12 protein-coding genes are annotated in these 12,863 nt (G+C 30.9%); 11 read left to right on the top strand and 1 reads right to left on the bottom strand.

The window, feature by feature from the left end; genetic code table 11:
- The first annotated feature begins 22 nt into the window (after positions 1–22).
- The 11 genes from KO504_RS17405 to KO504_RS12860 all read left to right on the top strand — a co-directional run bounded on the left by KO504_RS17405 (position 23) and on the right by KO504_RS12860 (position 10,236).
- Entirely contained in the window at positions 23–157 is a 135-nt protein-coding gene (locus KO504_RS17405) for a hypothetical protein (RefSeq protein ID WP_289846251.1), read from the top strand.
- 104 nt (positions 158–261) lie between these two features.
- Positions 262–2,547, top strand: a complete 2,286-nt coding sequence (locus KO504_RS12905) for a response regulator (RefSeq protein ID WP_215927527.1) — start codon at positions 262–264, stop codon at positions 2,545–2,547.
- Between the two features lie 366 nt (positions 2,548–2,913).
- A complete protein-coding gene (locus KO504_RS12900; protein WP_252723690.1) occupies positions 2,914–3,717 on the top strand; it encodes a hypothetical protein in 804 nt (267 codons plus the stop codon).
- A gap of 12 nt (positions 3,718–3,729) precedes the next feature.
- Complete coding sequence (locus tag KO504_RS12895) at positions 3,730–4,257, top strand: hypothetical protein (protein ID WP_215927523.1); 528 nt, start codon at positions 3,730–3,732, stop codon at positions 4,255–4,257.
- Positions 4,258–4,271: 14 nt separating this feature from the next.
- Positions 4,272–4,613, top strand: a complete 342-nt coding sequence (locus KO504_RS12890; RefSeq protein WP_215927521.1) for a DUF4870 domain-containing protein — start codon at positions 4,272–4,274, stop codon at positions 4,611–4,613.
- An 11-nt stretch (positions 4,614–4,624) separates the two neighbouring features.
- Positions 4,625–6,313, top strand: a complete 1,689-nt coding sequence (locus KO504_RS12885) for a hypothetical protein (RefSeq protein ID WP_215927519.1) — start codon at positions 4,625–4,627, stop codon at positions 6,311–6,313.
- Between the two features lie 16 nt (positions 6,314–6,329).
- Positions 6,330–6,995 (top strand): hypothetical protein, encoded by a 666-nt coding sequence (locus KO504_RS12880; RefSeq protein ID WP_215927518.1) that lies wholly within the window; start codon positions 6,330–6,332, stop codon positions 6,993–6,995.
- 21 nt (positions 6,996–7,016) lie between these two features.
- Positions 7,017–7,526 carry an outer membrane protein gene (locus tag KO504_RS12875; protein WP_215927516.1) on the top strand — a complete coding sequence of 170 codons (510 nt, stop codon included), beginning with the start codon at positions 7,017–7,019 and terminating at the stop codon, positions 7,524–7,526.
- Positions 7,527–7,536: 10 nt separating this feature from the next.
- Entirely contained in the window at positions 7,537–8,097 is a 561-nt protein-coding gene (locus KO504_RS12870; RefSeq protein ID WP_215927514.1) for a hypothetical protein, read from the top strand.
- A gap of 94 nt (positions 8,098–8,191) precedes the next feature.
- Positions 8,192–9,232 (top strand): hypothetical protein, encoded by a 1,041-nt coding sequence (locus KO504_RS12865; RefSeq protein WP_215927512.1) that lies wholly within the window; start codon positions 8,192–8,194, stop codon positions 9,230–9,232.
- A 2-nt stretch (positions 9,233–9,234) separates the two neighbouring features.
- Positions 9,235–10,236, top strand: a complete 1,002-nt coding sequence (locus KO504_RS12860) for a T9SS type A sorting domain-containing protein (protein WP_215927510.1) — start codon at positions 9,235–9,237, stop codon at positions 10,234–10,236.
- Between the two features lie 128 nt (positions 10,237–10,364).
- Here KO504_RS12860 and KO504_RS12855 read toward each other — a convergent pair whose 3' ends face one another.
- Positions 10,365–12,797, bottom strand: coding sequence for a helix-turn-helix domain-containing protein (locus tag KO504_RS12855; RefSeq protein ID WP_215927508.1), 2,433 nt, complete (start codon positions 12,795–12,797; stop codon positions 10,365–10,367).
- Positions 12,798–12,863 lie beyond the last annotated feature (66 nt).

Below are 12,863 nucleotides of genomic sequence, written 5' to 3'. Positions count from 1 at the left end.
TAACTAAGTAGAATTTTTTGAGATGGAAAATCCCATTAAGGACAAACCAAAAGATGATAAAATATATCTCAATATAGACCATTTAAAAAAGGGAAACTATCAGCTCGAAATTCTACTAAATAATAAGGTCATCAAATCTATCAAGATTACTAAATAATATTTAAGGCGCTATTAATCAGTTGTGAAAAGGGAAGTAAGTTGAAATAATCCTGAGTTAGTCATTATTTCCCTTTTCTTTTTATTAAAAGACGAAATCTGATAATGAATGAGATTTTTCAAAATACAGACGCTATAAAGGCTATTATAACAACGTTCCTATTTCAAGGTGCATTTGTATTTATTGGCTTATATATGTTATTAGTTTATATTCAAGTAAAGAAAAAAGACTATTTACTATATGGAATTTATTCTCTTCTATTTGCTGGCTATTTTTTTATAAAAATAGATTTAATGCTAGAGCTAAGATTATTTACAGATAATGTAGACCTAGAATTTAGCTTCTTATTACCCTTATTGTTTTTGCTAACAGGTCTGTATGTGAAATTTATTAATGTTTTTGCAGAAATAAAATCTCACCATGCAAAATTTTCTAAAGAAGTAGACATGTTTACGGTACTCATGTATGTGCTAGCAACAGTGACTTTTTTGTATTTGCTTATAACCAAAGACTCAGAAAACGTTATTAAATACCAATCTTACATTTTTATTCCGCTTCATTTATATTCCGTATATGCTGTAATTAGAGCTTTTATTGTCATTAAATCAAAACTAAGGTATTACATCTTGGTAAGTAATATATGCCTTATTTCTCTAACTATTTTAGGCATGTACTCTGCTTCAACAGCTGTTTATATCCAAGGTGTACATGCCAATAATTTATTTGGTTTCTATAATTTTAATGCATCGCAGCTAGGGGTTTTCTTAGAAATGCTTTGTTTTTCTTTAGGTTTAGGATATAAGTTTAATTTAATTGAAATTGAAAAAGACAAAATCAAAAAATTAGATGAGTTTAAAACTAAACTTTACAATAATATCTCACACGAATTTAAAACCCCATTAACGCTAATTTCTGGTCCTGTTGAAAATCAATTAGCGAAACCAAATATTTCCGAAGATGATAAGGAGCAATTGAACCTTATTAAAAGAAACTCAAAACGCTTATTAAATTTAGTCAACCAATTATTAGACCTTTCAAAATTAGAATCTGGAAATTTAAAGCTCAATGTATCGCAAGGTAATATTACAATATTACTAAAACAGTTAGTTAAAGCTTTTGAGTATAGCGCTCAAGAAAAACAAATCAAATTCTCTTACAATATTGACACGATGGATGATGTTTGGTTTGATCCTGATGTTATAGAGAAAATCGTTACCAACTTACTTTCTAATGCGATAAAATACACCCCTATTAATGGTAAAATTACGTTTGATGCTAACTTAAATGAAAACTTTATAACAATTGCTATAGTGAATAATGGGAATAAATTAAAAGACGATGAACTTCCAAAATTATTTCAGCGCTATTACCAAAATAATAAGCTAAACGAAGGTGTTGGTATAGGACTGTCCTTAGTAAAAGAGTTAGCTGTTTTATCTCATGGTAATATTATAGCACATACTATGAATTCTGATGATATTCAGTTCACAGTAACTTTGCCTTTAGCGCTCTCCTATTTTGGTACTACAGAAATTTCTCAGCAACCAATTCTAGATCTAACACATGAAGAACTTAAATATTCAGAAAAACACATAAATTCTGCACACATAGAACATAATCAAAAACCTATTTTATTAATCGTTGAAGATGATAACGACATCAGAACTTTTATTCACTCTATTTTTAAAGAAGACTATAAACTTTATGAAGCTTGTAATGGTAAGGAAGGTATAGAAAAAGCTATAAAACTTATACCAGATATTATCATTAGTGATATAATGATGCCTATTAAAAATGGGATCGATATGTGCAACACCTTAAAAGAAGATATAAAAACAAGCCACATACCTATTATTCTACTAACGGCAAAATCTGGTGACAAAAATGAAATACAAGGTTTAAAATCTGGAGCTGACGCATACGTCACAAAACCTTTTAATGTAGAAAAACTTAAAATACGAGTGCAACAAATTGTTGCTAACAGAAATACACTCCACAAATATTACAGTAAAAATAATGCTCTAGACTTCCATGGTATAAATGTTTCTCACACAGAAGATCATTTTTTTCAAAAACTACAAGAAGCTGTAAAAGAAAATATACTACAACCCGATTTTACATCAAAGCAATTAAGTGATTTAATGTTAATGAGTAGAATGCAACTACACAGAAAACTGAAATCGCTTACAGGTTTATCTACTACAGAATTTATTAAAAAAGAACGTATGAAAGTCGCGGTTAGTTTATTAGAACAATCGGATAGTACAATTTCAGAAATTGCTTACCAAACGGGTTTCAATACGTCTTCCTATTTTATAAAATCTTTTAAGTCAATTTACAATTGCACCCCTACCGAATTCGCCTCAAACACCTTAAAACAAGCAACTTAAAATCGATGTTACATAAGTACAATACTTTGTTACATAAGTGCAATCCCGTTATCAGTTAACGATCTAATTTTAGAGTATTAAAGTTATTAATAATCGATTTGTCTATTTGAAAAAATACAAAATGATAACAAAAGGACATACGCTTAATAAAAAAGCAGAAAACATATATATCAATTTAGATCACTTAAAAAGCGGAGACTATTTTATAAAGGTTGTGCTTAATAGCAATGTTGTTAAATCTATAAAAATCAAGAAATCATGAATACTATTTTAAAGCGATTCTATTATTTTTTACTTCCATTACTGTTGCTCTGCTACGGGTGCAAAACAGATAAAAAACCAGTTATAGAAATTACAACCAATAACATGGAAATACAAACTGTTGATTCTATTCCTTCTGGATGGAATACATTCAGCTACAAAAATCAATCTCAGGAAACACACTTTATAGTATTTGAAAAATATCCTGATGGCATAAGTGCTGCCGACACAAAAGCAGACGTATTTCCTGTATTTGATAAAGGCATGACCTTGATTAATGAAGGAAAAACAGAAGAAGGTCTCGCCGCCTTTGGTAATTTACCTCCTTGGTTTTTTAACGTTGTTTTTACTGGAGGTATTGGTTTAACCTCGCCCAATACAACCTCGGAGTCTACTATATATTTAGAACCAGGAAACTACTTAATGGAATGTTATGTAAAAATGCCCAATGGTAAGTTTCATTCTGTGATGGGTATGTTTAAAGAAATACGTGTTACAAATCATAAGAGCGTAATAGAAAAACCACGACCAACCATAGATCTCAATATATCTAGTGCCAATGGTATCACAGCAAATACGTCATACACTAAAGGACAGCACACTATTGCCGTAACATTTACAGATCAAAAAGCACATGAACACTTTTTAGGGCATGATATTCATTTAGTCAAATTAAGTAACGAAGCCAATTTAGAAGAATTAGATCGTTGGATGAATTGGACCAACCCAAAAGGTTTTATATCACCTTCTCCTAAAGGAGTCACTTTTTTAGGAGGTATTCAAGAAATGCCAACAGGTAACACCGGTTATTTTTCAACAAATCTGACGCCAGGTAACTATGCGTTTATTGCCGAAGTACCTAGCCCAAAACAAAAAAATATGCTAAAGCTATTTACGGTAAAACAATAAAGACTTTAAGACATGAAACCTCAATTAAAATTTATACTAACAATAAGCACCTTTTGCTTAATCATAGCTTGTAACAACAATAATACTCAAACAAATAGTATTGCTTACAGTACTAATGATTCAAATGTTGCAATTCAAGTCACCATGGAAGACAAATCATTTGAAATAAAGCAAAATCAATTAATACCACAAATACAAAACAAGTTTCAAAACGATTCAATTCTGCTTGTTTTTAGGGATAATGATAATCCGTTACAAATCAACTTTAACCTCTTTCATACAGATATTTTACAAAAAGGCTCAGCAACATACAACATTCCAAATGTGAATTCAGAAAAACAAACTGTTGATCTCAACCTCTTTAATAAAGATAGAGATGTTAAGCAAATGAATAAACGCATCATATTTAGAAAAGGAACCATCAATATTTCTAAAATCACACCTAAAGGACTACGGATGACCTTTGAAGGAGAAGGCAGTGGAATGATGGAGTATGGTAGGAACTTTCCAATTTCAGGAAACATAAACGTTACATTTTAAAAACAACAAATCTTATGGAATCAGCAAAAACAAAAACAACATCTTCAGAAGGTAAAACAATTGCCATCATTGCCTATTTAACCATTATAGGACTCATTATTGCTTTTGTGATGAACAATGACAAAAAAGATGATTTTGCAAAATATCATATTACCCAATCCTTAGGCTTAGCCATAACAGGTCTTGCTTTGGGCATCATTGGACTTGTACCAATATTAGGTTGGCTCATTAACATCATTGGTGTCTTTGTTTTACTCTATATGTGGATTATGGGATTTATAAATGCTATTAACGAAAGAGAAAAACCTGTTCCCCTTTTAGGCACACATTATATAAAATGGTTTAACAATTTATAATCACATTTATTATGAAAACGAAACACATACTATTAATGATTTTCAGCCTCTTCATGGTCGTAAATGTAGACGCTCAAATCTTAAAAAAGATAAGAAAAAAAGCAGAACAAGCTGCCGAACGTACCATTTTAAAAAAAACTGATCAGGTTGTCTCAAAGAAAACAGAAAAAACCATAGATGATGCTACAACAACAAACAAGTCTAAAAAAAGAAGTCGTAAAAATTCAGAAGAACAAATCGAATCTGAATCAACAAATTCTGCACTAGAGCTTAACACCAAATATAAAACAGACTTCTACAAGGAAGATGTTGTTCTTAAAATACATGAAAATGGAAATAGCAATCAGACACAATATTTTGATGCAGAAGAAGTCGCTGTACGATTAGAATCTAACAAAACACCTAAACCAGGTTATACAGACAGTGAAGGATTTATATATGCTTATAATGACAAAGCACATGCTTACAACAAATCTTCACTAATAGCATCAGGAGGTCAAGGAATGATGATGCCAAACATGATGTTAGAAATGCTAAAGCTACCTCCAGAACCATTTATGGCAAACACACAAAAGCAAATGGATAAAAATATAACCCCAAATCCGTTTAATGGTTTTGTAGAATTTGCCTTTATATACAAACCCGAACATTTTAGATATGAGGATTTTAAAGAAAGTAAACAATCCTTAAGAGGAAAAAGCTATACAAAGTTTGAATTTCTAAACGAGCCTGGCTATGATGGTAGTTATGTGATTTTTGATGACAACGATCGTCTTATTGAAATATATACTAATAAATCAGATACAGAACAGTCTATGAATGCTTTTGACATGGACATGATGCCGCCTGGAGAAAGCCTAATTATTTACGAATACACACCTGTAGAAGTCAATCTGCCACCAGCTAGAGAAGTAAAACCTCGTGGCCAAGATATGATGGGATTAGTAATGGGATCTTTTAAAAAAGACAAAAACACTGAAGATATTGATGAGGATGATTATGATACTAGTAATTCAAAAGGTCAAGTAAAATCTGCCAGAAATGCATTAAAAAATAACAAAGTTACTGCAAAAATGTTACCCGATTCTTATGATTTTGATTGGCAACTTGAAACCGAAATATTGATGGCTTCAAGAAAAAAAGAAGCCATAGATATGACTTTCTTAATTAAAGAAAATGCAAACTATCAAGCAACAAAAATGGTAGATAACAAATCAAAAAACAAAGGTAATGCTACCATGTTATTTGATTCAAATCTTAATATTATGGTCATGTTTATGGAGACTCAAGGCCATAATTTTTTTCAAATGTATCCTATTCCAGAACTTAAAAATACTAATGACAAACCAAATTTTAAAATTACAGATTTAGCTTCAAAAACCATATTAAACTACAATTGCAAAGGCCTACAGCTTGAAGACGACAAGTATATTATAAAAATGTACCATACTATAGAAGCACCTATAAAACTTAGTCATTTCATGAACTTTAATGGCGTAAAAAACATGGATTTACCAGACATAGATCCCAAAATTCTATCCCAATTCTCTAATGGTTTAATTATGGAAATGGAAATGATTGATAAAAAGAAATCTAAGAATAATATAAGTATAACAGCAAAATCTCTAGACAAGAAACCTACAACTATTAGTAAAAAAGATTATCAATCAATGAATTTACTCTCTGGATTTAAAAATTAATAAACAAAACTACATTATGAAAACAAATTTTATAAAAATCATATTGACGGTCATAGTACCCACAATGTTGCATACCTGCTCAAGTAGTGATGACATTACTAATGACGACGACCCACAATCTCAAAGTAATTATATGTATTACAGCATAACAGGTAGTGCTGTTAATCACTCATTTACTATTTCAGAATTTCAGGAAATTGAAAATGATAATATAACGATACTTGGACACGTATATAATGAAGGAACAACACAAGTTGCAAGTTTAGTGTTTGCAAGGTCATTACCTGGTGATGATTTTAAGGAGATTTATATGACACTTCCTACTAATATAGGTGAATTTGCTCTTGGTGAAATTGAAACAGGATCAACCGGTAATATAACAGAGGAGCCTATTTTTAATATGAAATTTTTGTTTGGAGAACTATATGCTTTCTATGATGGTGATAATGATGGTGATAACGATTTACTTACTCATTTACTTTCAAAAAATATTAGTCTAACAATTACTGAATATGAAGAAACCTATAATGATTTTGGAATTTTAACACTTGGACATATTAAAGGGAGTTTTGAAGGGCAGGCATATTACAAAGCCTATACCGGTCCAACTTCTGAGCCAGAAGAATTACTACACTCTGTCACAGGTAGCTTTGAATACACGATACCTAACAATAACTTGTAAAATAATCTTAAATATTCAATCATGAAAAAAATCCATATATTAATTACAGCCATAGTTATTATCACATTTTCTCTTACAGCGTCAGCTCAATCAGACACAAAAATAGGAGCACTATTAGGTTATGGTACCGAAATTAAAACTATAGGTTTAGGTGCCAATGCAGAGTTTCCGATAATGGAAAAATTAACCATTTCACCATCGTTTATTTATTATTTACCTAAAGATGAAAGCGGTATAAAAATAAACTGGTTTGAAGTTAATGCCAATGCCAACTATTACTTTCTAGATGAAGAAAACATTGATGTTTACGGTATTGCAGGTCTTAACTACTCTAGTATTAAAGTAAAATACGAAAACAGCTTTGGATTAGGAGGTGATTTCTCTAGTAGTGATGGTCGTATCGGTCTCAACTTAGGCGCAGGTGCCAATTTTAACATCGGAAGTAGCATCACCCCTTTCGCAGAAATAAAATACGTTATAATAGATGGTGGACAGCTTGTTATTGCAGACGGTGTAAAGTTTAATTTATAAATCGTATCATATGAAGCCTATATTGCCTACAATAAAACTCTTATTGCTCTTATCGTTAATTACGATGTCTTGCAGTAAAAATAATGATGATTCTAATGATACTCCACAACAACTTATTTATATCAATTATAGTGTCACTGGCAATCAAGTAAACGATACGTTCAATATTGTGACTGATAATATCAGTAATCCAAGCGTAATTGCTGTAGCCAATATTTTTCCTGAGAGCAATTCTCAAACCTTAAAGAAGGCCGTAATCGTTTATAACGATATCAATCAATCTATTAATGCATCATTAAGTATTCCTGCAAGAACAGGTTTGACTGAAGTATTAGATGGCCATACAGATTTCGATTTACTTTTTGGATTTAATGATTTAGAATTAGGTCTAGAAGCCAAATCTATTTCTGTAGAAGTTCTGCAAATTGAACATAATGATATTTATGTTACTAGTATAAAGGGATCTTTCCAAGGAATTGCTGTTGATAAAGTCAATATCAATGGCGATGAAATTGAAGAAACTTACATTGTAGATGGAGAGTTTGAGTATAATGCGTACAGCAACAATTGACACTTTATAAAAACAAATACACTACTAAAAAGACACTTTTAACCCGACTTAAAAAAAACATATCACACATTTATTAATTAAATAAATACATATTATGAAAACTTTAAAAATTACTATTTTATGCACATTACTGAATCTATTTGGCTTTTCCCAAACGATTCACACCGTTGACAACCGAGATCAATCTGGAGCCCAATTTACAGATTTGCAAACTGCTATAAATACAGCTAGTACAGGAGATATAATTCAAGTGCACCCTTCTCCTAATTCTTATGAGTCTATAACTATTGATAAAACGCTCACTATTATGGGGCTTGGTCACAACTCTGATGTTACTGGAGACGAAATCGCTAGCCTTAATACCATTACGTTTATTAATAATTCAGCTGGTTCACAAATAAAAGGTTTATCAATTAACAATATAAAGTGCGGTACATCCAGTACTAGTCCCGATCAAACCAATATGCACATTATTAACAATCGTATTAGATCTAATGTTACCGGATCTACTACTGATAACCTTAGTGATGGATGGATTATTGAAGGCAATTATTTTTCAAGTACTAGCACAAATATAAACTCTCAAACAGGGACTAACAATTGGCAGATAAAGAATAATTTTTTAAGAGGTTCCATTACTAATCTCAATAATACTTCAATCGTTACAAATAATATATTTCTTACTACATTTAGTTCTGAAACATTTTTCTCTTATTGCTCTAACACATTAGTGAATAACAATATTTTCTTATCTACAGGGACTCTAACAGAAATAGGCATATATAGTTCTACAATAACATTTGTAAGTAATATAACCTACAGCTATTACGGTGCTACTATTAGTCCGTTATCAGGAAGCAATAATTTAGATAATACCAATCCCTTATTTGAAAACGTGCCATTTGAATCTGTAACTGATTTTTATATTAACGACTTTAATTTAGCTAGTGGATCACCAGGAATCAATGCAGGAAGCGATGGAACAGATATAGGTCTTTATGGAAATAACTTTGCGTTTGATCCCGATGGTAGACCTAATCTTACTCCATATGCGGAAAGTATCACCATTACAAATAGTGTTGTTGCTCCAGGACAAACACTTAATGTAGACTTTACTGCAACACAAAAACAATAGTAATGAAACGTATTTTACTCATCCTGATTTGCACTATAGGCGCATTTTGTAATGGCTGGAGCCAGATTACAGATGCCGAATATTTTATAGACCTAGATCCTGGTGTTGGGAATGCCAATGAATTAGCAGTTACTTCTGGCAATACTATTAGTTCAAACTTTAGTATACCAACCAATGGATTAAGCAATGGATTGCATGTACTCCATATCCGAGTTAAAGGTACTAACGATATATGGAGTATGTATTATCGTGATTATTTTTATATACATACTATAGAAATTCCTCCTGTAGGCTCAAACTTAAGTGAAGCTGAATACTTTATCGATACCGATCCTGGTGTTGGCAATGGCACTTCCTTATCTATTACAGCTGATCAAACACTCAATGACACCTTTAATATTCCAACTGCAGGTCTCGATAATGGCTTGCATGTATTACATATACGTGTAAAGGATTTAGACCATAATTGGGGTTTGTTCTACAGAGATTACTTTTATATTCAAACCATCTCTAATGTTGTTTCATCACCTATAACAGCTGCAGAATACTTTTTTGATACTGATCCAGGCATTGGTAATGGTGCATCAATTCCAATAACCGAAGGTTTTACAATTAATGAAACTTTTGCCATACCCGTTCCTGAAGATATGACCGATGGCATTCATTATTTATATCTTAGAGTAAAGAATATGGATAATAACTGGTCTGCTTACATATTTGAACTCTTTAATGTAGACAGTAGTTTATCTGTAGAAAATTTAGACCATACAAATTTTAAGGTTTTTCCTAACCCAACACATACGATATTAAATGTTCAATTTCATACAGATGTAAACTATTCATTACAACTGTTTGATATACATGGAAAAAAACTCATTCATACAACAACGAATAGTAGACTTGAAAAAATGGATTTTTCAAATTATCCTAAAGGGATGTATTTACTCCACATAATAGAACAAAACACGAATAAACGTTCTGTTGCTAAAATTATTAAATCATAGAATAAAAGAGTTAGTCTTCTTTTACAAAAAAGCTTCGATAACGAAGCTTTTTTTTATGCCATTGAGTGAAATCTGGACATAGCATCTATATTATTATCATTAACCTATAACCTAGAAAAGTATAATAATTATGATTTTAATTCTTGAAGGACCAATCGTAATTCTCCATAAGAATATTTATCATCTATTTGATGTTTTAAATCTGAAAGGTTTTCGAAAGTAAGAGTTGGGATAATCGCTTTTAATTCTTTATAATGTGTTGAAGACATTAAATCCGTAATTTTCACTTCACCTGAAGCAATAAAATCCGCTAGATGTCCAAATATAGTACTAGAATTTAATTCACGTTCTAAGGCAATTTGATCAATTGATTTTCCCGATTTAAATAAATCTAAAGATATTTTCTTGGTATCCCCTTTTCGTTTTTTAGGTTTTAATTCATCAAATACAGAATGATCGTTAGAAGTTTCAATATCATTTTCATTACAATAATCCGTTATAACTTTTAATATGTCTGCCCCATATTTTTCAATTCTCGTTTTACCCATACCATGAACCTCTTTCAATTCTTGTTTAGAAGTTGGTAGTAATTCACACATGGCATATAACGATTTTTGTGTAAAAATTTGAAAATGAACTAAGCCTTCACGTTTAGCAATTTGATTTCTTAATTCTCGTAATAATTCAAACAGTTCAACATTAGTTGTACCATCTATAATTGTTTTACGCTGTTTCTTTGGCTTTTCTTTACCTAAGAATACTGATTTTGCTCTTAAGTTTAAAAATGTATCTGTATTGAAACCATCAGTTAAACCTTCAAAGTAAGAAAGCTTAGCTTCTAATAGTTCCTCTAAAGTATCTAATTGCTTAACAATATCTTTTTGAATGGCTTTGTTATCAGTAGAAAAATTTAACTCTTTTAAAGGGGCTTCTATAGTTGAAGTCGTTTGATCTTTAAAATAACCCAAGGCTTTTTTAAACCGTTGTTGCACCACATCGCTCAGCTCAGGAATATCTTTAAGGTTGACTAAAGTTTGTAATTGTGATTTAAAACCATTACTTATTTTAAGAAGATTTGTTACACTATCTTTAATTGTAATAATCGGAGCTTCTATTGTACCTTCAATACTACCTCTGTTTTTATAATAAATATCTAAAACACGATTAGCGGGATAGATAAAGCCATAAAAATTGAATACTTCTGAAATTAAATCTAATTGATAATTACGTTTTGATTCCAATAAAATAGAATCATTAGGTTGATTTTCTTCTACTTTCTTATTAAATTCAATAACATTATAATCACTAATTATTTGATTCGATTCAATTTTACTTTTTAAAACCAAACCTTCTAATGATTTACAACGACTCAATGCCACATAAGTTTGTCCGTGAGCAAAAGCTCCCTGAGCATCAATAATTGCTTTTTCAAAAGTTAATCCCTGACTTTTATGAATTGTAATAGACCAAGCTAAGCGCAATGGAATTTGTGTAAAACTACCTATTTTATCTTCAGAGATAGCTTTGGTATCAGCATCAACAGTATATTTTATATTTTCCCAAGTTTCTAATTTTGTAGTGATATTAAAATCGTCATCCGGACAGTGTACAATAACTTCATCCTTTTCTAATAATAGCACCTTACCTATTTTACCATTAAAGTATCGTTTCTCTTGAGAGCTATCATTTTTAATAAACATAACCTGTGCTCCAACTTTTAACTCTAATGTTTCTTTATTAGGAAAAGAATGTTCTGGAAAATTTCCTTCAATAATGGCTTTATATGTCCATGTTTTACCTTTCAACTTATCTAACTCTACCAAATTAGTTTGTCGTGCTTTATTATTATGTGTGGTTAGGGACACATACCCATCATCTTCATTGGGTTCAAAATCTGGTGAAAACCGTTTATTTAATTCTTCGGCTAAAGCAATGCTTAAATTATTATTCCTGATTTCATTCAAAATATTAATAAACAGCGGATTTTCTTGTCTATAAATATGTTTTAGTTCTATAGTAATAGGATTACTATTTTGGTAAGATATACTACTAAAAAAGAATGCATTCTTATAGAAGGGCTTTAGAAGTCTCCACTCATGATCCTTTATCACTGGAGACAATTGTTGTAAATCACCAATCATTAACAACTGTACGCCGCCAAATACTTTATTTCTATCCTTATAGCGTCTTAAGGTTTGATCTATACCATCTAGTAAATCAGCTCTAACCATACTAATCTCGTCAATGACCAATAAGTCTAAAGACTTAATTATATCTATTTTAGTTTTGCTGAATTTTCGTTTGAAACTTGATGAAGACATTTCATCATTTGGTAAAATAGGTCCAAACGGCATTTGAAAAAAAGAATGAATTGTAACACCTTTAGCATTTATGGCAGCTACTCCTGTAGGAGCAACAATGACCATTCGTTTATTTCCCTGAAGTTTTAGTTTATGTAAGAAGGTGGTTTTACCAGTACCAGCCTTTCCTGTTAAAAAGACATTTCTATTAGTATTGTTTACAAACTTCCATGCTAAATCTAATTCTAAATTTTCTTTCATAATTCAATTCCAAATAAAGAATGAAGATAATAAAAAAGGTTAATTGATTTACTTCAAGATAGATTC

Source organism: Winogradskyella psychrotolerans (genome assembly GCF_018860565.1).
GTDB classification, from domain to species: Bacteria; Bacteroidota; Bacteroidia; order Flavobacteriales; family Flavobacteriaceae; genus Winogradskyella; species Winogradskyella damuponensis.
This window is presented reverse-complemented; position numbering and strand designations above follow the sequence as displayed.